The organism is Pseudomonas entomophila (assembly GCF_023277925.1).
GTDB lineage: Bacteria > Pseudomonadota > Gammaproteobacteria > Pseudomonadales > Pseudomonadaceae > Aquipseudomonas > Aquipseudomonas entomophila_D.
Window position 1 is genome coordinate 265,570 of the sequence record NZ_CP063832.1, and the last position, 24,087, is coordinate 289,656.

Genomic DNA, 24,087 nt, shown 5'->3' on the forward strand with positions numbered 1-24,087 from the left:
CGTGAAGAATTGCGTACCTACACGGAGAGTTCGTGTTCCATGTGGTCGATGCAGTGCTGCATCTGGGTGCGGCATTGTTCGATCAGTGCGGGGATGTCCTGCGAGGTGAGGCCGGCGGTGGCTATGGGGGCCAACGAGCGGATGATCACCGTGCGTTGCCGCCAGCTGTTCAGGCCCAGGCGCTTAGTGTAGCGGCTGACGCACACCGGCACGATCGGCACGCCGGCTTCGATGGCCATGTGGAACGCGCCTTTCTTGAACGCCAGCAATTGCTCGCCGGGGTTGCGCGTGCCTTCCGGGAAGATCCAGATCGAGGTGTCGTCGCGCAAGGTGCGCGTGGTCGCCTGCAGGGCTTTGCGCGCCTGGTAGGCGTTCTTGCGATCGACCAGTACATTGCCACCGAGCCAGAACAACTGGCCGAACAGCGGGATCCAGCCCAGGCTCTTCTTGCCGATGGCGACGGTACGCCGAGGCACCACGTGGCCCAGGATGAACAGGTCGTAGTTGGATTGGTGGTTGGCGATGATCACGCAACCAGGCGGCTGGTCCCACAGCGGGCCGACTTCGGCCTTTACCCGAATACGCATGAACCAGGCGGCCGGCACACTATAAAGGCGGGCGAACACGCGGCTGTTATCGGGGTTGAAGGGGCGTAGCAGGCCGATCAGCAGGCCCAGCACGCCAACCAGCAGGAAATGCAGCGCCAGCAGGAGCATGCGCAAGATATAAAGCATGGGACGGCTCACACCAGACAGTCGCGGCGCAGTGTACGGGTGTGCACTGTCCGGGGCAAATACTCGGTGAGCGTCTGGCGGGTCTTTGTAGCGGCTTTAGCCGCGATGCAGGCGCCGTGTCCCCGGCACCCGCTGCGCGGGTGATCGCGGCTGAAGCCGCTCCTACAGAGGCATAGGCTCGGCGATCAGCCCATGTGGTTCTGGTCCTGCAGGATCGCCTCGTCCAGCGCCTCCAGCAGTGCCTTGCGCACCTTCAGCTTGGTGTTCTTGTGCGCCAGCATGTTCAGCTTCTTCAGCTCACGGGCAGCCGCCAGAGCGGTCGCGTGCAGTTGTTCGGCCGGCACCACCTTGTCGAGGAAGCCGGCTTCACGCGCGCCCTGCGGGTCGAAGGTCTCGGCATTGTTCACCGCCCGCTGGAAGGCGGCGCGGCTCAGGCGGTCGCGGGCCAGTTCGATGCCGGCGTGGTGCATGGTCATGCCGATCTGCACTTCGTTCAGGCAGATCGTGTAGAGGCCTTCGACACCGATGCGGTAGTCGCCCGACAGCAGCAGGAAGGCGCCCTTGGCCACGGCATGGCCGGGGCAGGCGACGATCACCGGGAAGGGGTGCGACAGCAGGCGGCGGGCCAGGGTGGAGCCAGCAGTGACCAGGCCGACGGCCTCCTTGGGGCCGGCGGTCATCACCTTGAGGTCGTAGCCGCCGGAGAGAATGCCCGGCTGGCCGGTGATGATCACAATGGCGCGTTCTTCCACGGCGCGGTCGAGGGCGGCATTGAAGGCGACGATGAGATCCGGCGAGATGGCGTTGACCTTGCCGTTGTTCAGGGTCAGGGTGGCGATGCCGTCTTCGGCGTGGTAGGTAATCAGCTCGCTCATGGCAGAGTCCTTTGGATGGCGTGGCGACGACGTTACCCAGCGGCGCCGGCCAGGTAAAGCGCCAAGGCTGACCGGCCAGTCAGTGCCAGGCCGGCCGCCCTTGGTTAGTCGGGGCAGGGCGTTGGCGACGGGTAAAAGCGCTGGGCACAATGGCAGCATTGCCTTGATAAGCCAGCGTTTTCGGGGAATTGGCTTAAGCGCATGAAAATTCTGAAAAAAATGCTTGCCAAAGAAAAGCTCTTCTACTAAATTAGCGCGCCTCGACAGGCTGAATAGCTTGAAGAGAAACGGTGAAGTGTCCGAGTGGTCGAAGGAGCACGCCTGGAAAGTGTGTATACGAGAAATCGTATCAAGGGTTCAAATCCCTTCTTCACCGCCACATTCGAAAGCCCTTGATTCCATTAGGTTTCAGGGGCTTTTTCAATTCTAGGACCTGAAAACCCACTCACATTGGTACATTTGAGTGGTACATCATGGGCACTATGGCAAATCCCTGGAAGCATCCGACCTCGGGTTACTACTACATCAGAAGGGCAGTCCCGAAGGACCTTAAGCCCCTCTTGGGTGGTATCTACAAGAAAACCCTAGGGACCAAAGAGCTCGGGTCGGCCAAGGCCCTCTTCGCGGCTGCTTGGGTCGAGTCTGAGGCCAAGTTTGCCCTAGCAAGGTCTCAGCGAGACGGCGGGGAGCTCCTCACGGCGAGGGATGTGCAGCAATTAGCGGCGCGCTGGTTTACTCAAGAGCTCAATTCGGTAGAAGCCTCTGGGGACTTTGAGGCGTTCCTTATCCCTATCCCTGGAGAAGGTCCCGCGAGTCTTCGGTATTGCTTCGATGACAGCGGGAAGGTCTCTGCGCTGGTGCGCCCCTACATCGCCCAAGCACTGACCGCCTACAACTTACCTCCTGTACCTCCAGGGGCTCTCTACGATTCTCTTGTAGAGGCGTTCTCTCAACACCTTTTTAAGCTTTCGGACTTGGCACTGGCTCGCCACAGTGGTGACTGGACGGCTCAGCCTGACGTGCTCCCCGAAGAGCCCCTCAAGGTGGAGCGCAAGGTCAAGCGCCATAAGTTGTCAGAGGTCTTTGCCCAGCTCAAAGCCGATAAGCTCGCCACTGAAGGTCACACCCGGACAGCCCTGAAGACCTGCGACGAGTACGAAGCCGTGGTCCTCAAGTTCATCGAGCTTTTTGGTGACTTGCCAGTAGATCAGATTGATCGACAGACCATTCAGGACTATCGGATGCTCCTCCAGGAGCTCCCTTCGAAAGGAGAGGGTATCCGTGGCTTGAGTGCTAGGCAGCAGATAGAGAGGGCGAAGGCTGAAGGTCTTCCAACGCTTCAGGCTACGACCATCAAAACTCGCTTGAGGATACTTTCGGCAATCTTGGGCTTTGCTATTCAGCTCGGATTCATCAAGGAAAACCCGGTGAGCACCTCTGGGGTTGCCACCAGGCTTGCCAAGAGCATTGCCAAGTCCAGCTCCGCCCAGCGCCGTAAGGACTACACGAGAGAAGAGCTGAAGAAGATTTTCTCCAGTCCGCTCTATACCAGCGCGGGATGGTCGCCACCTCGGAAGGATCTCGGAAAGGCTCTTTACTGGATCCCATTGTTGGCTCTGTACACTGGTGCTCGCCGTGAGGAGCTTGCTCAGCTCTTTGTGCGAGACGTTCGCAGGGGCTCAGAAGGGATCGCCTACCTGAGCATCCTTGAGACGGGCGATGATGAAGAGCGCACGGTTAAGACTGCTGGCTCAAGGCGTGCCGTTCCAATCCACCCAGACCTTATCTCTTTGGGCTTCCTTGAATATGTCGAGGGGCTACCGGCCAATGGTCAGGTCTTCCCTCAACTGGCTCCTACAGAGGATGGCTGGTATGGCAAAGCGTTTGGTAAGCATTGGACCAAGTACCTAAGGGGTGTGGCTAAGCTCGAAAGCTCGGCCCCTCCATCCCACGGATTCCGACACACCTTCAAGACCCTATGTCGTGAGGTAGGGATCCCAGAGGATGTCCACGATGCACTCACGGGACACTCAGACGGATCGGTCAGTCGGGACTATGGCTCGATGCCCCTGGAGAGGCTCTCAAGGGAACTCCAGCGCTTGCCCTCGATTGCGCATGAGGTCGGCCTTCTGGTGGGTTAAGTCGCCGAAGCCTGGAGGGCCCCTAGGAGGACACCAAACGCCGCAGCGACATCAGGAGAAACGCTGTAGCCAGTAGCAGCCGCAACAGCGACCACAAAAGCCCATGTCCGCTTGTCCCGAGCCAGGACCAAGAGAGCCTTGCGGACCTTTTGAGCCTTGTCCTCATTTGCTTTCACTTCAGTCATGGAAGACTCCTTGTGAAGGGTTACTGTAGATGGTTGATCATTAATTGATCCCATCCCAGGAAGGACTCATCAGGTTTGCTCAGGACCTCCCGAGACTAACTCCTCGGTTACTCCTGAGTACACTCCTACTGTCTATACATAAGCATGCCCCTGAGTGCGTGAGGGTCTCCCTAATGTATGTGCTCTCGGGGGGGATCTAAGGTGGGGAGGAACATTTTTCTTTATAGGTGGGGAGAAACAAAAGTGCATAGATATCAATTAATCAACGTTTCACGATAAGAGCCCTTCCTTACCCAGTTGCCGCTTCTGTTGTGCGCTCAGAGTTTTCAGGAATGGGCGCTTTAATGAGACCCCTGCGACCTGTCTGATCGCCTGCAAGGCGGGAACTCCTTCAGTCAGCAGGGTCAGCAGCTTCGGTTCACTGAAGCAACGGAACTGCGCCTCGAATTTGAAGGGGGCGAGTAGCTCCCGCTTTCTTTCTAAGGTGAGAGTCTCTTTGTTGCTCACCATTGACTCAAAATGGTTTTTGGGAAAGGCCCACTCTAGATTGTCCTTCTGGCAATTCCTTCCGTTTCCATCAATGTGTTTAACCTTGTAGCGACCTTCAGGCATCACAATGAATGCACGCCCCACAAAAAGGCTCACTGGCGAATAGTGGTTGAGCCCGTCTCGCACTAGGCAGACGTATAGGTGCCCGTTGTTTAACGCGGCTTTGAGGTAACGCGGCTGCCTTCGCTTGAAACTGAGGATAAGGCCGCTTTCCGTCACCGCGTAGTGGGGAAAATCAACAATAAGTTTTGCCAAGGTGTCTTCATAGGGGAACGAGGGGGCCTCGAATTGTTTTTGAGCAAGTTCCTTTAAGCATTCCACGATTGTCTTCCTATAGAGGCCGTCCTTGGCCGTTTCTCGTTAAGGCTCGTACATTCCGTGTTCCATCAGCCAGCCCAGCGCACCCTGTGTAGCGGGGTCATTTGGCATGGTGCCTTTAAGGTTTCTGAGTAGAGCTTCTTTCTGGCGGCGAATTTGATCTTCGTCTAGATCGTTTCGGAGGAGGTTGGCAGCGTTAATCGGAATAGATGCAAACTGGGTTGCCCATTTCATGGCTGGGAAGTTGCCGACTTTTTCTGCAAGGCTAAGTGATGACCATGCCTTCGGGCGCTCTCCTGTATCTAGCTCTGTATCACGGGTAGTGCGTCCGAGGCCCGCGTAGGGCAGTCCTAGGGGACTACCGATGGTGTCCCAAGCAAGAGAGGGCCCCGCCATATAACTGGAACGCTTCAGAGCCCCAATAGCTAGAGTTGAGATATCCATCTCACCTGTATCGGGGTCGTAACCCATGGTGTTCTTGTAGAACTCCGTGCGCCTATCATCGTCCTGGATCGTTTGAGCGCGGACAGCTGCGAATGCAGCGACTCCGAGCGCGGATAGGCCCATCGACAATACGAGCTGAAGGGCCTCATCAGCATCTTTGTTGCGGATCCTGTTAGCCCCCTTCAGGAACTTCTTCTCCACGGACCTCATGGAGAATGTCTGGTATTGAGTAACGGCACCAATAAAGGGGTTTGCAGAGTCAGCCCAAATGAAGGTGTCCCCTATGGACGGCCTCTGGATCACGTCCGTGGCTGCAATATCACCCATACGCCGAATCTCCGAGAGAGCCTCACGACCTTCAAGAAGCTTGCCAGAGTCCAGGGTGAAGCGGCCTTTGGAGTCAACGGTAGAGCTCTTCTTGACGTGCTCTAGGATCAGCTTGAGCTTCGTGCGATCCACATTCATGTACTTGAGCTTCGCCGCTGAAAAGACCTTTGACGGCTCTCCGTGAGCATGCCGAACGAGTACAGCCAGAAACTCCTCCTGAGCCGCCTTGACGATCCGGTTTGTGGTCGACCCTAGTAGCTGCGCCGAAGGAGCCCACCTTGCTAACCATGCGGTGCCTGCCTTAAACGCGGCGAAAGGGGCGGGGGAGCTTTGTAAGGCTACTTGGTAGACGCTGTTCAAGTGCGAGGGGTAGACGACATTATGAATCTCCTCACCCCAGAGGCGATTCTGGAGCATGGCCAAATCGTCCGCCGTAGCCTTTCCTTTGGCTACCCGCTGGAACATCTGGCCGACTTCTGGGAGGGCCTTGAAGAAAAACCCTAGTCCGTAGTTGTGAAGACCCGAAGCTATCTCGGTGTAATTCATCGGACCCATGTAGGCCGATTTGGCCACAAACGAGAGGTTCGTCAGGCTTTGAGTCAGGTGGTGGAGCCAAGACTCGTCGTGATTACCAAGGCTCATTCCATAGAGTTTCTTTGCGGCTATCTTCAGTGCGTTGAGGTCTCCGTCCAGTTGGCGTTTAAGTACAGCGTCACCAGAGCGCCCCGCTTTCGCGTTCTGCTGTTCAATCCGGGAGAGCCTCTCAGCGAACCCCGCATAGCCAGAGTCACCCAGCCCCACGGACATCGCCAAGTCTCCAGCGGTGCGCTTGTGGTAGCTGTGCATGATCGACCGAACGTCACCGCTCCGAAGATCCTTGTTGATGCTGAACTCTGAGCCGTCCGCTAGGGTGATCTTCGCGTCAGTCGTGAAGAGTCCCCGAGACTTCATGAAATCAGGAAGCTCTGCCGGGTCCATGGTCTTGTAGAGATGGGCCTTGATGCGGCTCATATCTTGGTCCACGTAGCCCAAAGCCTGATTGCGAGCTCTCTGCTGAGCCCACTTCTGGAACTCCTCAGTGAGCTTCCCGTCAGGAGTCTCCGCTTTCACAGGCTCCAGGAGAGTCCACGTGGGGTTCTTCCGGGCTTCCTGCTCGGCCAGAGCCTTCATCTCCGCCTCAAACGCCTGGATGGCCTTGGTGCGAACCTCAGGGTTCTTCAGGGAGGCATAAAGAGCCTTCCCTGTGGTCTCAAGGAGCGCTTGGTCACCACCAGCCTTGGCCGAAGCTCTGGCGATCTTGGCGGTGTCCATGATGACCGGGGAGTAGTTCCTGACGCCTTGCCACTGGAGAGGGTTCTCAATGATGTCCGCACCAGACCCAAAGCGTCCTGCTGGAGTCAGTACGTCACCAATGCGCTGGTCATAGAAGTTACCCATCAGGTCAGCCGCTTCGGAGACAGCCTGAGGAAGCCCCTCACGGTTGCCGGATTCACGGGCGAGGGTTACCAGATAGCCGAACTCTTCCTCCAGCTCAGCCTTCGAGAGGCCTGCATGACGCTGGGAGCGGATGTAGCTTTCTGCATGCCGGGAGTAGGTGGAATCAACATCAAACCACTCGTTGTCCAGGTTCCGCTTCACCTCTTCGCCAGTCATCCGACCGAGCCCCGAGGTGCCATCCTTGTAACCCTTATCGTTCCTGAAGAGTCCCAGAGCGGCCTTGCGGATCTCTGAGTTCTGACTGGAGCGCATCCGTTCACCGATGGTCGAGATACGAGCCACGGGATTCAGGGTGTCCTCCATATCGAGGATCCCATTGAGCCGGTCGTACTCTTCAGACGCTTGCTCTTTGGAGACCGCTGGGGAGCCTTCCTTCTTGGCTGTACGCTGCTTGATATAGGAGGACTTGGAGAGTCTCTTCTCGGATCCCTCACGGAAGAACCCGAGATCCTGAGCCTGTTTCCTTGCAGCGTCTGAAGCCAAGATCCGTTCAGTCAGGGGACCGGGGCGGTAGGGTTGCTCAGAGATCACCCCAGCTTCCTCAAGGACCTTGGAGGTCTCAGCGTCCTCGACATACCGGAAGGAGTCCATGGGGTTGTTCCTACCGAAGGCCTGCTTGACCCCTACGGCGATCCCATGAAGCGCCGCTCCACCAACAGCTCCAGCGAGGATTGCAGACTGGTAGTCGGCATCGACACCTGTGGAGGACTCCCGGAGGGACTCCGTGAGGGCGCCATAGGCCGCTCCTTCGACGCCTGACCCAGCGGCTCCAGCGAGGACTCTGGCTGTGCCTGGATTGAACAAGCGCCCAACTTGTCCGAGGCCGGGGAGGAGCATTGCTCCGTAGGTGACTGGATCACCGAGCATCTCGCCTAACCCCCCCATCAGGCTTGTGAGTAGACCGCCTCTTGCGTCAGCCGCCGCACTCTCTCTGTTCTCTTTCGCAATCTCAATGAGGCCATCCAAGTCATCTCCCGAGTGAGCGTGATCGAAAACAAAAGTGGCACCTGCTTCCCCGATGCCAGCCGTTGCGACCCTTTCCACATCCTCAGCGGTAGGTGACCAATCTGGTCGAGCCTTCCAGCCGGTGACGTTATGAGCTCTGTGGTCGCTCGTGAAGGTTGACCGCCAGAGGCCTCCCATTAGGGCCTCCCAGGACGAGCGCTCGGAGTCCGTACCGAGCTCTACAGGGGTTGCTGTGGAGATCCGATCAAGGGCACTTTCTGCGGGAGCCGATGGGGTCCCAAAGTTGATGCGGCTGAGCGGTCTAGTGCCGTCTGGTGCCCAGCCTGATTGCTTTCCCTCAAGGATCTTCTGTAGATACCCACGGGTTTCCTCAGGGATCTCTGCGTTCTCGATGATGCCCCCGGCCTTATCCAGCTTCCGCTGAAGAGCTGTAGGGCCCATGTTGTAAGCCGCCAGGGCCAGCTCATCGGAGCCCCCAAAGCGTTTCTTCAGGTCTGCCATGTAGCGCGCCTGAGCGGGAATCGCTTTCTGAGGATCGTGGAAGTCTGAATCGGTGAGGAGACCATAGGCCTTGCCAGTACCGGGGATGAACTGAGCGAGGCCCCGAGCCTGACCGTACTTGGTCATCGGCCCGAGTGCCTCAGGGTTCCAACTGGACTCAGCGAAGCCTTGACGCTCAAGGAGGTCAGGACTCACGCCATGTGCTTCCCCAGCGGCCACATAGAGGGCCCGGTAGGGGGATTCTTTAGGCAAGCCGGTAGCGTCTGCGTCATTGCGCATGGTGTGGATTCCTTTTAATGCTGCCGCCTGGTTCCCTTCTGCCCTGAGTCTCCAGCGCCCACAAGGGCAACTCAGGCAGACTCAGGCGACAGGAATAAACGGGCTGGAGATTTTGAGAAAGCTGCTGGGATGCAGCGGAGAGGCGGGGCTAGTAACTACTGTCCGGAGGTGTTACCTGTCTGTCCCTTATTTGAAGGGTTATTGGCTTTGTAGGTGCTGTAAGCATTACCCGCTTGTTGTCCGAGGGAGAGAAGCTGGGCCCACTTCGAGGGCTGAGAGTTGACCACTTGGCGGCGCAGCTCGTTGAGACGCTGCTGGGTGCCAATCTGATTGGTCTGCTTGATGAGGAGGGATTGTGCGACTGTCCGCTTGAAGTTGTCCCTGATGCTGTCCTCTGCGCGGAGGTCCGAGCCTTTGGCGGCGCGCATGACCCGATCCATCGAATTCCCCTCCATACCTGTCTCAGATACAGCGGCCCGAAGGGCGGCGATGTTCATAATGGAGTTCGTCTGGGTGCTGGAAAGGTCTGCGGCGGCTTGCTCTGCGGCGGCTTGCACCTCTAAGTCAGTAGATTGATTGGCGAAGTTATACGTCTGACTTAGTGCCGCAACTTGAGCTTTGTAGTCCTCCTCAATCCTGGCGCGGTTTTCCTTGTCCGCCTTTCCGCCGACGAAGAGGCCAATCACTGCGCCGATTGCTGCTCCCCAAGGACCTGCGGCAGACCCTGCCTGAGCGCCTGCAACGGCACCGTTAAGTGCTGACATGATGGTTTCCTCTAGTGTGGACCATAGACATGGGTGTTAAAGCCCACTGGCGCTTCGCGGGATTTAAGGGGACCCACTTGGTGGCTCAAACAGGAGAGCAACTCGTCATAGGCTTCTTCCGCTTCCACCATCGTGTTCTTGACCTGCTCGGTCATGAAGTCACTTCTTGAAGAGTTCACTGGGGCTGATTGGACTGAGTATCTACAGCCGTCAGTGAAGCGGTGTTCGAATAGAACTACTCCCACTGTACCGGCTGCATCGTTAGCGACTCGAAGCATCCGAGCAGAGATCATCCTGGGAGTGCTCGGGGATTCTTTAGGGATAGCCATCCTGGCCTCCTGAAGTTATTGGGTTGATTTGAGGGCGTTCAGAGCCTTCTCAGCGTCATCCACGTCCGCTTGTTTCTTGGCGTTGAGATGGCTGTAGGGGTTAGCTTTCTGAGCCCGCTGGGCATTGAATAGGGCCTCTTCGGCACGGCTAATGGCCGCGTCACGAGTCTCCTTAGCGTTCTGTGCAACTGCGGATGCTTGGCGCTCCTCTGCGAGAGCTTGGGCACTCTTTTGGAGAATTTCTGCTTGAAGTTCCAGAGGGACCTTACCTGGAGCTCTGAGCAGTAGCGAACTTGCCGCCTGGTTGTAATCAGGGATCACATCCTCTTCACGAACCCCCTGAGATCGAGCGTATTCCGTCAGGGCCTCCGCAAGGAGATCCATACCGACATTCACTTGATCGTCAGCCTTGATGGGGGAGAAGAAGGAGGCCGGGATGGGGAACCCGTTGAGCCCCACATGGGACTGAGCGAAGGCGCTGTCAGCTTTCTTGAGGGCTTCGTCTTTAGGGATTCCCACGGAGAGCAGGCCGTTGACCATCGTCCGCATGTAGGTTTGGGCGTATTCGCTCCCTGCAAGGTTCTTGAGACCTTCAGTCTTCCCGACATGCTTTGGAGCAATGGCCTCATCGAGCAAGGCGCCCCTAACGTCTTGGTCTTGAGCTTTCTTCTCCTTATCGCTCATCTTGTGCCAACGAGCCTGACTGACGACCATATCCTTGTACCCGAGCCCCATCCCCGAGAGGACATCCAGGGTATCCAGCTTGGCGAGACCTTCGGTGTCCCCGCCGATCACCTTGCGGAAGGCCAGAGGGTCTGCCGACTTCAGGAGATTCACTGAGGCTAGGGCTTTAGGTTCCTTGATGTCTTCAGGGCGCATGAGTCCTTGGGAGACTCGTGAGGCGTCAATCGCCATTGCTCCCGAGGTGTCCTTCCAGTAGTCCTGAATGGTGCTGGAGATGTAGCCGCTGGGCATGTACTCAGCCAGTTTCAGGAGCTTCGCGGGCTGTCCTTGGTATCGTTCCAAGAGTCCGCGCTCCATCAATAGGGCGTCATCCTTGCTGTACTTCCCGAGCTCAGGATCCTTCGGCATGGTGTCGTAGCGCTGAGCATCCCGGTTGCCAGCCAGGAATCTCCCAGCTTCCTCCGTGAGGACAGCCACACGAGCGGCCTGAAGAGTTGCCTTGGCGTTCTCCGTCTGGAGCTTCGCGGCCTGAGTGGCGAGGGAGTGTTTCTTGGAGGCGATCTCCTGTTGAAGCTGGAGAGTTCTCTTCGAGGCAACCCCTCCGCTCCTGTTGAGCTCCTCCTGGTGCATCTGGAAGAGCCCAGTGAGACCGTTGGGGTCGTCCTGGAAATCCTGCACCTTCACTTGCCAGTCAAGGTCAGCCTGAGCATCCATCTTGACTTGAGTGTTAAGAGCCTTCTGGCGGAAGCCTTCCAGTTCATCCGGGTCATAAAACTCACGAACAGTCTGGGTCGTACCGGGGACCTTGGCATCCAACAGCTTGTCGACCACCGAGAGGCCACCCACCTGCGCGGACACCTGTGAGAGTGTCTGGCCGATGTCCTTGAGGGCATCCGGGAGGTCCCGATAGACGCCTGTCTCGTAACCAGTTTGCCAAGAGTCAGTGGCTACCTCAGAGGCTTCCTCAGGAGATCTCTTCACGGCCTCCGAGAGGAGGGCATTCCGAGTAGACGTGTGGAGAATGTTTGCCTGAGCCCGGTTGCGCTTGTCAGTGACTTGCGACTGGAGCCCCATGAGGGACACTTGGGCTTGGTCGGAGTTGCGGAACATCCCGTTGGTGAGCGCTTCGTCCTCTTCGGAAAAGCCGAGCTCCTTGGTGATGTCAGATCGCATTGCCTTCATCCGCGAGAAATAGTCCTCGACAGCAATGTCAGAACCCCTGCGGACCACCTTGCCGGTTGCATCCAGCTCGTCCTTATAGGCACCTCCACGGATGTTCTCCGCGACTTGCTCTTGGACTGCCGCCGATGCGTGGAACCCGTGGAGATACCGAAGCCGCGCCATGGCTATCGGGTCATCCTGGAACGGGAGGTTTCCTTCCTGAGCTGCCTTGCGGTACTCCTCAGGAGACACCGACTTCATCCAGGTCTCAGCCTTGGCCTCGGACACTTGGTCTTCTTGGCGCTTCGTGGTCACTCCGTAGCGGTGCCCTGCTTGAACAGCAGCACTAAGAAGTCCATCGAACGCAGCATTGAGACCCCCATCGGATGAGCGCCCAGCTTGGACATTGAGAGATGCCCCTTGAAGCTGTAAAGGGGATTTCTCTTGGGGAGCGAATTGCCGCCAGGTTTGATAAGCGTTGTTGATTGGGGCGCTCATACAGGTTCCTCCTTGATGTCCCGCCGAGGCTCATCAAGGGCAAGCTCTATTACTGTATTTTGATACCAGCCGGGAAAGTCGGGGTGAATCTCAAGGAATGCACCGATGTGGTTGAATACCTTCAGCGGCATCCATAGGGAGCCGTTCGCACAGTCGCATGTGGTGCTCCCCTCCTGAATTGCGAGATGCCACTTAGGGTCCTCCACGATCATGGAGGTGAATGCCCTGAGAGCATCGACTACGAGGTCTGGCGTAATCCCGAAGGCGCGCATCAAAGACTTGAATTCAATGTAACCGTCTTGCCGAAAGGTAATGGGCCTCCCTTGGAATGTCCTGTGAATGGTGATCGAGAGCTGCTCGGTGTGCTCCGTGCTCATGGATGGAATCTCCTTGGTTTTCTCGCAGGCAACAAAAAGCCCGCAATGACAGCGGGCCTTGTGATTTCTATATGTGAAACGCTTAGCTCTAAGGTGGGGAGAAACTCTCAGTGCATCGTGAGACGTTTGGGATTTGCTAGGACCACTTCATAGGCATGCTTCAAGGCAGTGGCGCTGTAGCCTTTCACGAGGATTCCCCCGTGGGTCCTCGGGCTGATCTTCAAACCCGTCCGTATCGAGTAGCTTTCGGCCACCTCTTGCAGGCGTTCCCACTGACTCGGCACAGGCAGTAGCACCCGTGCGTTAGGACCGTCTTCGTGAAGGAGCGTCAGAACTGTCTGAATTATTGTGAAGGCGCTTTGCAGGGCCGCGCCCATCTCCAGGGTTTGCCCTGCTTCGTCCTCTTGAGCGCCGCTCGGGAGGAGTGCATCAAGAAATTGAGTCGTCATAGATAGTCCAGATAGTTGCGCTGCTGTGAAGGGAGCTCCTGTGTGAAATCTGCAATAGCTCAGGTCTGCTAGCCCCTCAGATTTCACAGAGCAGCGCCCTCAGATTCCTTCAAAGGGCGTCACCGCGATCTTTTGCGTGGGAGATGTCCAGGAGACCCCGAAGGGCGCGCGGAAGAAGCGATTGGAGAGGGATAGGGTTTGTCCCGAACTGAAGCCCCTTGAGGGCGCGCCAAGTCCACGCCGGTTCATTGAAAGCTCCGACCTCCAACCACTCTTGGAAGCTATGCCGCGCCCACTGGCATCCCGTAGATGCGTTGAAGGCTCCGAAGGGGAACCTCCAGGAGTCCAGGTAAATGAAGTTCATTGCCTTGGGGCTGTGGTCCGATTCAAGGGCCACCTCAAGCGCCTTCATTTGAGCTCGGGTGGTTTGCTCATCTGCCCAGGTAAGAAGGGCCTGAGTGTCCTCATTCAGGTTCCCAGAGTCGGGCCATGCTGAGTGAAAGAGGTCGGCAAGGAATGGTAGAGCTTCTTTAGGAGCATCCAACGGCAGCTGCTTGATAAGGTCGGTCATGAGGTTGTCCTTTGGTGGGGGGGGGGGGCGTTTGCTTATGAATGGTTCGCTTCGGATGGCACTTCTCGGGTTTCCACAAGGAAACTCTCTCGTCCCGAGGCACAGTCACAAAGGGCAATTCCCACCACTTGCCCGCTCAGACCGTCCGTAACGGTGAAGCTGTGGAAGCTCCCGCGCCTACGGTGGTTGAGGGTGGTGCCAGGGGTCATGGCTGCTTGCGTCCACTCGCTGGCTGTGGTCTTAGAAATCATCTGATGATTCCTTTTCTAGGCATGAAGGGCTCCCGTGAGGCGTTCCTGAGGAAGCCCTGGCTATGCGGAATGTTGGGTAGCTGCTAATGTGCTGGAGTAAATAGTAAACCACTGTTGAGCGGAGTCAATAGTAAACTTCATGCCTATTAACTATATGAAAAGTGATTTTGATTTATCAGGACTATTGGGTAGGTCGCTATTGTTGATGCGGATGGCTGGCCCTAAGGCTTTGTCGGAGAATGGCGAGACCCCAGTATCTCGCTGGAAGAACATCGGACAGGGTAGGGCTCGCTTAGGCACCGAGGAGCTAGAAACGCTTGCCCGTATGTTTCCTGCTTACCAGCAATGGCTGTTGACTGGTGTGGCTGAAGCCTCTGTTGCGCAGACAACACCGCATGATTCAGGGGAGGTGCTTGAGATCGACGCTTGAGTATGTCCTCTTGCCACCCTACATTGAGGCGTGAGGATCAGTTCAGTCGAACTCCTCAAGCCAAGGAGGGGAGAGATGGTAAGCACATTAATCGTCGTGTGGGTCGGCTATTTGGTTTCACGCCTGAGTTCTGGTCTAGCGTTCACGGGTGTTATGGTTTATGCGGTCTATGACAGTGAGTCATGGTCCAAAGGGCTTCTTGAGGGGCTCCTGATGTGTCTAGCGGTCTTTGCGCTTGGGCTCTCTGTGGCGTTTCTGACTGGCGCGATCCGAAGGAGTCAAACCACAGAGTGAGCGGAGAGTGACGACCATGCTTAACCCAGTCATTGCAGTCATCCAGGCGAGGGCAAAGCTCCTGGATATCCAGCAGAGCCCTCAGAACTTGGATGATGCCTCCGTGACTCTTGCTGGATGGATCGAGATGAATCAGGAGGAGCTCCCAGAGGATGACCTTGCGATCCTCTGGGGGGGGGATACTGACGGGCAACCTTGTATGCGCTAGGGCCGATGACCCCAATTAGAGCTAAGGCGCTATACGAAGCCCAGCAGCTTTGTATTTTTCCCGGATCGATTGGTCAATTGAATCTACAACCCGGCTCGACGACCCTGTTAGTTGTTCGCCCGCAAGTAGATGGATTGCATCTACGATCTCGGCGCGGAGCTCTCTGTTTGCGAACAACTGTACCGTTATGAGCAAATTTGGCATTGCACAGAAATCGCTAATCAAGCCGCGCTGAAGCTTTACTTCTCGCTCCAGGACGCTCAGTCCCTTAAGTTCGTTGAGTACAGCTTCAGCCATCACCAATTCATCATTGGTCAGCCGTTTTTTCGTAGGGATGCTCTGAAGCTTGTGTAAGAAGGCGTAGGCTTGCTTAGTGTAATTGAGTTTCTCTAGCTCTAACCATGGCCCAAGACCTTTCAATGTTCCGCAGTCATGAGGATACCATGAGTTTTCAGTTATCATCTTGCCGCTGTCATCCTTGCCCTTTTTAACAATCAGGTATTCACAGCTAACTTTAGGGGTGTTGCGCTTCCAGCGATCAGCGAGGGCGATAATCAATTTTAAGGGCAGTGTCACGAATACCCGGCCAGCATCCGCTTGTAAAGACCTTACCTCTTGGAGGATGGCCTTAACGTTACTCACCAGCTCATCTTTCGTAGAGAGTAGATTTTCAATTTTGGCGCGCCTGATAGCATCCCGCTCGCTGGCGGACAGCCGTCTGAAGTCGTTTTTAACTTTGTCGTCATCTAAACCTAGATGGTTAAGAGCGCAACAGTGCCCAATGAGGACTTGCTTGTCATCGCATGTTTCGACTACGAAGCCATGTTGATGTGCCTGTCCGCAGTTCTTATTCTTCTTCAAGAACTGGCATTTAGCGTCGGCGTTGATCAGCTCGTAAGAGCGCAGGGGGCGGCGGTAAGCCTGCTTGGTGAGTACGTAATCGCGCGTGATGTTGAACATCTGGTCGATTTCTTCAAGGGTTTTTATTTCATGAATGGAGGAATTCACTGAGAGCATAGTAATTACCCTGATAGCAGAATGCCGCGCTGGTCACAAATTGGATCCTAAGCGCTTTGGTGTGGATATGCAACCAGGCTGTTTGCACATACAGCTAACCTGAAGGCGAGCCTCTGGGTTCGTGACGATGTCGTACGGCTTATCTGGGGGCCTCCCCGAGGATGCACGGGTAAGAGGAGATCACGTTGCGCTTCCATGAGAGGACCTCACGGGCCACGTCAAGGACAGGCGTGTTGATTGCCCAGCAGGCGGTCTCCTGGATGGCGTTCACGGCCGCATAGACAGGGGTGAGGTCGAGCTCGTTATAGACGCTCTTCACGACCTGCATGGGAGCCCGCACGAAGAGGATAGGGCGGGTGTGCTCAGTGTAGTAGCCACCTCCCATCCAATGGGTCCATGGATTCGGAGGGACCACGGTAGGAAGGTGCACTGTGGCCATCTCGGCCAGCTTGAGGTTGATCCTGTTGGCCCTCTCAGCGAACTCAGGGGACATCGAGAGGACCAGTGAGGTGTCCTTCACCGAGGCGGAGCCCGAGGAGACCCTCTGGAGGTGCCCAAGGCCGGTTGCCTGAAGCGCGATAGACAACAGGTGCATGCCGACCTTCACAAGGTCAGCCTCATTGCGACCATCTTCTTCGACCTCAAGCCTCCTCTCCCAGGCTTGCAGATAGGCGCGCTTAACGTGGTCCCCGTGGCGCTGTTTGAGACCCTGCTCAATAGCGCCCTGATAAGCCCTGCCATATTCAGCTTTCAGCTTCTCAGCCTTGAACTGAGTATCCAAGTCCAAGCCGATCTTCCTGGCCACGACAGTGTTAGTCATAGGCTTACCCATGAAGGCGGTCATAGTGGCCCTCAAGGTGATGTAAGCAACCACCTTCGAGTCCATCTTCTCGATGTACTTGAGTAGTGTGGACTTGCGACCACCTTTAGGGCCACTGGCCTCTTCCCTCCAGTCATCAATTGCCTTGGCAACTAAAGGAACGCCCTCGCGGAAGATCCATGAGTAAGCCTGGACGCCATTCACGTCCCCTTCCTGCATCGACTTCTCAAGTTCCTTTGTGAAGTTCAGAGTCCCAAGCTCCGATCCCTCGATTTCTAATTGTAATTGTCGTTCAGCCAACGCTGCCCCGAACTTCTCTATCAGGTGCTCATGCGGTGTCATTTGATCCCTCCAAGGATCAGCAGGCAATGGGGTGCCAACATAGAAACTTGGGAGTCATTCACACGGACACTCTTATAGAGTATCTGTATGTAATCCTAGAAGGATCTAAGGTGGGGAGAAACTAGGTGAGTTACTGTGGGGGGAAACTTTAGGCGTAGTGGTTCTTCTGCCACACGGTTTCGAGGGCTTCAAGAGGCCACACTCGGGCCCCGGCCTCTTTACCTGGCCAGATAGTCAGCCCATAGAACTTGCAGTGAACGCTAACCATGTACCCGAAGTTGCTGAGCTCGCTTCCAAAGAGCTTATGCCCCTTCATGATGCTGAAATCTTGAGCCTTCATGAACTCAGAACGCTTCTGTGGTGGCACAGGGCGTTTGGTATTGGTGAAGGGGTGAGACACCATGCCATACAGGTCCTGTTGAACCGGGCGGGATGTTGGGGCTGCGCTTATTGCGCACTCTGCAAGAGCAGGTCTCAGGTCTTGTAGGATTTCCTTACGGAGCTCCTCTTTGAAAACACCGAACATCTGAGCAACTAGCCCAGCGAGTTTCTGTGTGGTGTCCTGTTGAAGGACCTGAGGGGCGGCTACGGGAGTGGTTTTTTGAGCAGCCACTACGGACGATTCAGCAGGCTTCTCGATGGTGACTGTGGAGACCCCTCTGAGGATGTCATCAATCATCAGGGAGCAATGCACAGCGAAGCGCGGATCAAGCCACCATGCGTAGAAGACAGCGATTTTTGGATGACCCCAGGTGCCACTGTTGTAGCGCCCACGGGTGGCGATGGTTAATTCCCTGAAATCTAGGGTTTTAGAAAACTCATCCATGGCCTCCTTGGTGTTGGGACTGTCCCAGAAATTGGAAAGCTTCTTGTCAAAGTGTTGGGCGGCCTTCGTCATATTGAAGTAGCCGTCCTCCCTGAAGGTGAACGTCTTCCCCTGCCAATCCTTAGTGATTAGCGCTGGTTTACTCACGGTAATGCTTTTCGTAGACATGCGGGTGCTCCTAGGGTCCTCATGAAGAGGCCCATCAGTGCTCCTCGATCACGCTCACATCAAAGCTCGGACAGGCCAAATGGCCACAGTGATGATCTGCGAAAAGGTCCCGGTGACCGAGGATCTTGGCGCGTTCATAGCGAGACTTGAGCTGGGCCAGGAGGACCCTCAAGGTGTCGTATTGGGCTTGGGTGAAGTTGTCTGCGGGTTTCCCGTGGGCATCCACACCACCGACCATACAGACCCCAATGGAGTTGCTGTTGTGGCCGGATACATGGGCGCCGATCTCGGATTCTCGCCGGCCATTCTCGATGGTCCCGTCACGACGAATCACATAGTGGTAACCGATGGTCACGAAGCCGCGCTTGAGGTGCCATTGAGTGATCTCACGGCGCCCAATGTCAGCCTTCGGGCCAGTTGCGGAGCAATGCACAACAATCAGGTCTGTGCGGTCTCGGTCCTTGCTGGCGGAGTAGGACTGTGGCTGTTCCGAGTCTTGTAACGAGCCATACCCACCAGGATCGGGCGCTTCCTCTTCAAGGCTGAAACCAAAGGAGGATGCCTCAGGGAGGGGCGGCTCCACTAGTTTCAGGATCTTCACGGCGCGGATAAACAGGGTGACACCTGCACCCAGCAGGGCGTTGTAAAAAGGGGAGATGAATACCGAGATTCGGGCTACGGTGCCGGTGCCAATCTTCAGGTCATGGGTCAGGGCTTTGCCCTTGCCATCGAACAGAGCGATCTTGCGCTCAACGGTCTGACCGGTTTTCCGGTCGGTGTAGCTTGCCTTCGACTTGAAGTTGAAGACCAGATAGTCCTCACCGTTCTCGTCGGTCTCCTCCACTGGGAGGTCCGCCAGCATCACCTTCTTGCCGGAGCCTTTCTTCTTGGACTCCGCTTCCTGCACTTGGCGGTCGTGCTCTTCCTGCTGGACCTTCTCCAAGAGCTCCAGAAACTTCGCCGCTTGAGGGTCGGAGGCCTTGGCCTTCAAATTGGTCTTGTAGACGCCCGCCTCATCGAACTTGGTGTCAGGTTCCACCAGGCAAGGCCCTATGAGGGCTCCTATGGGAGTTACTGCTTCGAACTTCGCCTGACTTATCACACATGGTTTCCGCTATAGGCCTCAGGAAGCCCATAACGCTCCGTAGGTGTCCCTCAGTCAAGCCTTGTCCTCTGCAAGGGATCTAGAAGGGATCTCATCAGGAGGCCCTCAAAGGAGCTCTTAAAGCTAAAACAGATAGGCACAGGGATTTAGGCTATGAGTATTAAATTCCTAATAGTTTTAGTCAATTATAGGTTGTCCGGCTTTCCGGGTTCTATAAACCGTGGTGCGGTCCAATCCGAGCTCCTTGCCGATGGCTGTATCTCCCAGACCCTGCGCTTTGAGGGCCAAGATACGCTCTAGTAGAGGTTCCCCTTTGGGCTTCCGGCCCTTGTACTTCCCATCAGCCTTGGCCTTCGCTATACCCTCCCGCTGACGCTCTAGCATCATCTCCCGCTCAAACTGCGCCACAGAGCCCAGTACGTTAAGCATCAAGCGCCCGCCCGCAGTAGTCGAGTCGATCCCCATGCCCAAGATATTCAGGCCTGCCCCTATCTCATCGAGTCTCTTCAGGATCTCCCCCAGGTGATGAACGCTCCGGGCCAGGCGGTCCAGCTTGGTAACCACCAGAAGGTCTCCCTTGCGGAGATCCTGAAGCATGCGCTCAAGCTCTGGGCGCTCAGCTACGGATGACACCTGCTCCTTGTAGAGCTTTTCTACTCCAGCGGCTATGAGCTCCCGTTCCTGAGCCTCAAAGCCTGCGACCTGTTCAAGGGTAGAAGTCCGAGCGTACCCGATGCGCATGATGAGATCTCCGTGAAGTGTTGCATTAGGGTCTTAAGATGTCCATAAGGTAGTGTTGCAAAATTGAATAGTCAACTCCAATGCAACGCTTTCAGATGCTTGCTGCAACGTTGCGTTAGGGCAAGGTCTACTGCAACGGTGGGTGTTGAGAGGTTGCTCCAGAGAACGCCCATGAGGTGCCCCTTGGTCCACTTACAGAGGCGCCCACACGCAGGCGCGCATGAGTAACCGGGTGTGCGCCCACGCGCGGGGCCCCCACGGGGGTAAACCAAAGCGCGTTCACCTTAATGAGAGGTCTCACAAATTTTCCTGAAATTCCATCAGGCACTCTGCTAAAAGCAGGAGACACAACCTAGGGAAGGCCCATGGAAATTTTGATCAAAGTCACCTTGCCAATTATCACTGCGATAGTGCTCTGGTTCCTAAAAGCGTCGAAAGAACGAAGCACGATTGGCCTAGCGATCTTCGCAGAGATCAACGCCATCTGTGAGATTGCAGAAGAACGTTCATATTTGAAGGGTCTGAAGGACCAAGCGGAGGTGCTTAGGAATCGAGAGGAGGGAGATGACTCTAGCTATGCCCTTCAAGTCAAAGTGCCTGACCACTACTGTCGGCTCTACATCAACAACCTTGACGCCATAGGAAAGCTGGATGCGGACGAGGCCGCTCTGGTTGTCCGTTTCTATCAGTTCGTTGATAGCGTCGTTCAAGACATAACAGAAGGCGGCTGCTTGGCTGCTGGTGTCGATGAGCCTGATTCGTTCGATGAGACCATCACGATTTTCGAGAAGGCTCTCGCGGCTGCTGACCAGTTGAGAGCGGTTAGGGCCGCGAAGGCGGAGCAACCCTGGTACAGAAAACTACTGCGCATGATCGCTTGAGCTGGTACATGTCAGTGGTACATTTTTCTTCGTCTGTGGTCTAGAATGCCCAGCAAACATTGGGCTTTACAGGTCTGGCAGCGTATCAAGGGTTCAAATCCCTTCTTCACCGCCACATTCTACGAGAAGCCCCCGAATCGAAAGGTTCGGGGGCTTTTTGTTTTGTGGCTTGAAGCATTGTGCTCAGGCAAGGTTTGCTGCTGTCTTCACCGGCCCTTTCGCCGGCAAAGCCGGCTCCTACAGGATTTGCGCCGATCTTGAGGCTGGCGCCGCACCTGTAGGAGCCGGCTTTGCCGGCGAAAGGGCCGGCGCAGCCAACCCACACGGCCTTTGTCAGAAACTGACGGAAGCCGATAGCCGAGCGGTACGCGGCGCGCCCTGGAACAGGTAGTTGTCGCCCAGGTAGTCCCCCACGTCGCGCCAGTAGCGCTTGTCGAAGACGTTGTCCACGGTCAGCCGCAACACGGTGTCGTAACCACCGATACGGGTACGGTAGCGGCTGCCGATATCGAACACGGTGTAGCCGCCGACTTCGACATTACCTGCCTGGCTGGCGTACTTGCTGGCGCTGTAGCGTGCGCCACCCAGCAGGGCCAGGCCGGGCACGGGTAGGGCGTAGTCGGCGTGCAGGGCGGCGCGCAGGCGGGGGACGTTGATTGCCTGGTGGCCCTCGTAGGCGTCGGTGCCGCTGTTCTGCACGCGCGCGCGGATCGCCGCGGCACTGGCCTGGATCTGCAAGTTCGAGGTCACCTGGCCACTGGCGCCCAGTTCCAGGCCGGTGTTCTTTTGCTGACCCTGTTGCACAAACCTCGGGTCGGCGTTTTCTTCCGGGCGGGAATATTGGTAGGCCTGGCGAATCTGGAACAGCGCCGCACTGAAGCTCATGCCCTGCCAGTCCCGCTTGATGCCGACTTCCAGCTGTCGAGACAGCGTGGGTGCCAGGATCTCGAACTTGTTGCTGGCGAACCAGGGCGCGGTGCCGCCTGCGGACAGGCCTTTCGAATAGCTGGCATAGAGGGTGGTGTCCGGTTGTGGCTTGTAGATCAACGCGGCATTGGGCAGCAGCTGGTACTGCTGGGTGTGGCGGGTGGCAGCGCCGGTCTGGTCCCAGGTCTTTTCGTCCAGACGCACTTCGCGGGCGCCGAGCACGGTTTGCCAGTTTTCGTTGAAGGTGATGCGGTCACTGAGGAACAGACCGTACTGGCGGCTGTCCAGGCGCCGTTCGCTGTGGCCCAGTGGCTTGTCGGACGGAGCCAGCGCAGGTGCGCCGGTGTAGATATTGCCGGGATGGAGCGCATCGAGCAGCTCGTTATAGGTCGGGCGCTGATCGAGCGTGCGCCGCTGGGCGCTGGTACCCACGGTCAGTTCGTGACCGACGCCGAGCGCGTCGATGCGTCCATCGAGCATGGCCTGGGCCTCGTCGATACGGCGGGTGTCATCGGGGCTGCGGAAATCGTAGACATCGTAGTCGCCGTTCGGGCTGAAATGCGAGGCCCATCCGCCGTTGCTTCCCCAGGCAAACGCACTGTAGTCATCGATCACCACCTTACTGCGCGAAGCGCTGAGGGTGCCGTTCCAGGTGTCGTTGAACCGGTACTTGAAGCGACCGCCCAGGTTCAGCGAATCGTTCTGCACCGGCTTTGCCCATGACTGCCAGGCCAGGTGGTCCTTGGGGGCGACGCCATGGGGCACTTGGTTGCCGCCGAGCAACTGGTAGCCCGGCACCGAATACTGCTCGCGGTGCTGGTACTCGGCGTCCAGTTCAAGCACGGCATCCGGGCTGACCTGCCAGTCGAAGGCCAGCGAGGCGAAGTCGCGCTTGCCGTCGGCGTGGTCGACGTACGAACGGAGATCTTCATGGGCCAGGTTGGCGCGCAGGCCGAACTGGCGCTCGGCGCCGAACCAGCCGCCCAGGTCTGTGGCCAGGTAGCGTTCGCCCTGCTCGTTGCTCGAGACGCTGACGCTGCGCACGTCTTCCGGGCGTTTGGTCACGTAATTGACCAGGCCGCCGGGCTCCGACATGCCGCTCTGCAGCCCAGAGAGCCCCTTGAGCAGTTCGACCTGCTGCTTGTTCTCCAGCGCCACATTCTGTTCACCGGCGATGGTCTGGCCGTTGATCCGGTAGCTGCTGGCGGCGTTGAGCTCGAAGCCGCGCACATTGAAGTTCTCGTAGTAACCGACCGGGGCGTAGCTTTCGCCCACCGAGGCGTCGCTTTGCAGCACTTCGCTCAACTTGCGCACCTGGCGGTCGTCGAGCAGTTGGCGGTTGAACACGCTGACCGAGGCGGGTGTGTCCAGCAGCGGGGCGTTGTGCAGGCCGCCGACCTGGGCCTCGCGTGCCTTGTAGCCCTCGTTGCCGTAAACCTCCGAGACGCGCACGGGGGCCAGGGTCACGCTGTCGGCGGCAAGGCCCTGGCCACTGTGCAGGGCAAGGCCGAGGCTGAGCAGGCCGAGGGGCAGGCGGGGGCGAAGCGGGGTCATGCAAGGCTCCTTGGGAGGCGGACGCGCCGTTATCGGTCGGCGGCTGTCGGGCAGGCAAAAGGGCGCCATGGTAGCAGGCTGCCAAGCACGGGTTTCGATGTTTCAGGGGAACGACCGTATGCCTGAGACGAATTCTGTAGGGGCGGCTTTAGCCGCGATGCAGGCAATACGGTGCCTGGCACCCGTTTGCGGGTGATCGCGGCTAAAGCTCCTACAGAACGAACGAAGCGGTTGCGGATTCAGGCCGCGGCCGGACGCTGATGCTTGCGCCAGTTGTCGTCGATCTTCGACCAGGTCTTGCCATCGGTGATAGCCATCAGCTTGCGTCCATCCTTGAACGTGGCGACGAAGGTGACTTCATCTTCCTTGCCGCCGAGCAGCAGCCCGGCGAGCAGGCCGACCGGGCCGGCCACCAGCGCACCGGCCACCCCCCAACCCAGGGCGCTACCCAGGCTGCGGGTCGATTCGAGGTTGGCCAACCTCAGGTCTTTGATGCGGGTAAGTGAAATGCGCTCGCCTGGCGAAGGGCTGCGGGGGGTCTTGAGTGTGAGCGCTCCATTGCGATACTCGCCTTCACCTTGCAAGAAATCGCCGGATTGCACCGTGAGTCTTGTCATTGTGTCGTCCTGTCAGGGAGGGGCTGTGACCAACACCTACTGAGCGCCAGGGGCGTTGACAAGTCAACGCTCAGGCGACGGAGGGTCGTGCGGCGGGTTGTCACGCAGTAAAGCGCCTAGAACGAAGCAGCGATTGAAATGTTCAACCGAAAGTCGCGTTTTCGAAAATAAACTTCGATTCGGTGACCAATTAGTCATCGATTCATTAATAGAACTAATGGTTGTATCAGCGGGGGCCGGTAGAGCGCAGTCTGGAG

20 protein-coding genes and 1 tRNA gene are annotated in these 24,087 nt (G+C 57.1%); 4 read left to right on the plus strand and 17 right to left on the minus strand.

The features are described from left to right. Window positions 1–17 precede the first annotated feature (17 nt). Window positions 18–734: a lysophospholipid acyltransferase family protein gene (locus IM733_RS01190; protein WP_248919193.1), complete on the minus strand. Its 717-nt coding sequence runs from the start codon at window positions 732–734 to the stop codon at window positions 18–20. 185 nt (window positions 735–919) lie between these two features. After that, the gene (locus IM733_RS01195) at window positions 920–1,609 is read right to left on the minus strand and encodes a crotonase/enoyl-CoA hydratase family protein (protein ID WP_248919194.1); all 690 of its coding nucleotides are present in this window, start codon (window positions 1,607–1,609) and stop codon (window positions 920–922) included. A 289-nt stretch (window positions 1,610–1,898) separates the two neighbouring features. Between IM733_RS01195 and IM733_RS01200 the strand changes: the two genes are divergently transcribed. Together IM733_RS01200 and IM733_RS01205 are read left to right on the plus strand one after the other, a co-directional pair. Further along, window positions 1,899–1,988 (plus strand) — tRNA-Ser (locus IM733_RS01200). Window positions 1,989–2,082: 94 nt separating this feature from the next. Beyond that, window positions 2,083–3,750 (plus strand): site-specific integrase, encoded by a 1,668-nt coding sequence (locus IM733_RS01205; RefSeq protein WP_248919195.1) that lies wholly within the window; start codon window positions 2,083–2,085, stop codon window positions 3,748–3,750. On the opposite strand, the gene IM733_RS01210 is transcribed toward IM733_RS01205, so the two are convergent. The 8 genes from IM733_RS01210 to IM733_RS01245 all read right to left on the minus strand — a co-directional run bounded on the left by IM733_RS01210 (window position 3,747) and on the right by IM733_RS01245 (window position 13,649). Next, window positions 3,747–3,935, minus strand: a complete 189-nt coding sequence (locus tag IM733_RS01210; protein WP_248919196.1) for a hypothetical protein — start codon at window positions 3,933–3,935, stop codon at window positions 3,747–3,749. The two genes, IM733_RS01205 and IM733_RS01210, sit on opposite strands and share 4 nt — an antisense overlap. Before the next feature lie 270 nt (window positions 3,936–4,205). Continuing rightward, the gene (locus IM733_RS01215; protein ID WP_248919197.1) at window positions 4,206–4,805 is read right to left on the minus strand and encodes a hypothetical protein; all 600 of its coding nucleotides are present in this window, start codon (window positions 4,803–4,805) and stop codon (window positions 4,206–4,208) included. 39 nt (window positions 4,806–4,844) lie between these two features. Continuing rightward, window positions 4,845–8,816 (minus strand): transglycosylase SLT domain-containing protein, encoded by a 3,972-nt coding sequence (locus IM733_RS01220; RefSeq protein WP_248919198.1) that lies wholly within the window; start codon window positions 8,814–8,816, stop codon window positions 4,845–4,847. Window positions 8,817–8,971: 155 nt separating this feature from the next. Further along, a complete protein-coding gene (locus tag IM733_RS01225) occupies window positions 8,972–9,580 on the minus strand; it encodes a virion core protein, T7 gp14 family (protein WP_248919199.1) in 609 nt (202 codons plus the stop codon). An 11-nt stretch (window positions 9,581–9,591) separates the two neighbouring features. Beyond that, on the minus strand, window positions 9,592–9,735 hold the full coding sequence (locus IM733_RS01230) for a hypothetical protein (RefSeq protein ID WP_248919200.1): 144 nt from the start codon (window positions 9,733–9,735) through the stop codon (window positions 9,592–9,594). A gap of 189 nt (window positions 9,736–9,924) precedes the next feature. Then, the gene (locus tag IM733_RS01235; protein WP_248919201.1) at window positions 9,925–12,042 is read right to left on the minus strand and encodes a hypothetical protein; all 2,118 of its coding nucleotides are present in this window, start codon (window positions 12,040–12,042) and stop codon (window positions 9,925–9,927) included. A 206-nt stretch (window positions 12,043–12,248) separates the two neighbouring features. Continuing rightward, window positions 12,249–12,629, minus strand: coding sequence for a hypothetical protein (locus tag IM733_RS01240; protein WP_248919202.1), 381 nt, complete (start codon window positions 12,627–12,629; stop codon window positions 12,249–12,251). 558 nt (window positions 12,630–13,187) lie between these two features. After that, window positions 13,188–13,649 (minus strand): hypothetical protein, encoded by a 462-nt coding sequence (locus IM733_RS01245; RefSeq protein ID WP_248919203.1) that lies wholly within the window; start codon window positions 13,647–13,649, stop codon window positions 13,188–13,190. Window positions 13,650–14,039: 390 nt separating this feature from the next. On the opposite strand from IM733_RS01245, the gene IM733_RS01250 reads away from it, so the two are divergent. After that, window positions 14,040–14,330 carry a DNA-binding protein gene (locus tag IM733_RS01250; protein WP_248919204.1) on the plus strand — a complete coding sequence of 97 codons (291 nt, stop codon included), beginning with the start codon at window positions 14,040–14,042 and terminating at the stop codon, window positions 14,328–14,330. A 523-nt stretch (window positions 14,331–14,853) separates the two neighbouring features. Here the strand turns inward: IM733_RS01250 and IM733_RS01255 are convergent. The 5 genes from IM733_RS01255 to IM733_RS01275 form a co-directional block, all read right to left on the minus strand. Next, a complete protein-coding gene (locus tag IM733_RS01255; RefSeq protein WP_248919205.1) occupies window positions 14,854–15,849 on the minus strand; it encodes a hypothetical protein in 996 nt (331 codons plus the stop codon). A gap of 139 nt (window positions 15,850–15,988) precedes the next feature. Continuing rightward, entirely contained in the window at window positions 15,989–17,011 is a 1,023-nt protein-coding gene (locus IM733_RS01260) for a hypothetical protein (protein ID WP_248919206.1), read from the minus strand. Window positions 17,012–17,159: 148 nt separating this feature from the next. Next, window positions 17,160–18,005, minus strand: coding sequence for a KilA-N domain-containing protein (locus tag IM733_RS01265; RefSeq protein WP_248919207.1), 846 nt, complete (start codon window positions 18,003–18,005; stop codon window positions 17,160–17,162). A gap of 34 nt (window positions 18,006–18,039) precedes the next feature. Beyond that, on the minus strand, window positions 18,040–19,044 hold the full coding sequence (locus IM733_RS01270; RefSeq protein WP_248919208.1) for an N-acetylmuramoyl-L-alanine amidase: 1,005 nt from the start codon (window positions 19,042–19,044) through the stop codon (window positions 18,040–18,042). Window positions 19,045–19,287: 243 nt separating this feature from the next. Next, window positions 19,288–19,851, minus strand: a complete 564-nt coding sequence (locus IM733_RS01275; protein WP_248919209.1) for a recombinase family protein — start codon at window positions 19,849–19,851, stop codon at window positions 19,288–19,290. Between the two features lie 365 nt (window positions 19,852–20,216). Between IM733_RS01275 and IM733_RS01280 the strand changes: the two genes are divergently transcribed. Next, complete coding sequence (locus IM733_RS01280; protein ID WP_248919210.1) at window positions 20,217–20,732, plus strand: hypothetical protein; 516 nt, start codon at window positions 20,217–20,219, stop codon at window positions 20,730–20,732. Between the two features lie 333 nt (window positions 20,733–21,065). Here IM733_RS01280 and IM733_RS01285 read toward each other — a convergent pair whose 3' ends face one another. After that, window positions 21,066–23,213, minus strand: a complete 2,148-nt coding sequence (locus IM733_RS01285) for a TonB-dependent siderophore receptor (RefSeq protein WP_248919211.1) — start codon at window positions 23,211–23,213, stop codon at window positions 21,066–21,068. A gap of 239 nt (window positions 23,214–23,452) precedes the next feature. After that, window positions 23,453–23,830 carry a hypothetical protein gene (locus IM733_RS01290; protein ID WP_011532826.1) on the minus strand — a complete coding sequence of 126 codons (378 nt, stop codon included), beginning with the start codon at window positions 23,828–23,830 and terminating at the stop codon, window positions 23,453–23,455. Between the last annotated feature and the right edge of the window lie 257 nt (window positions 23,831–24,087).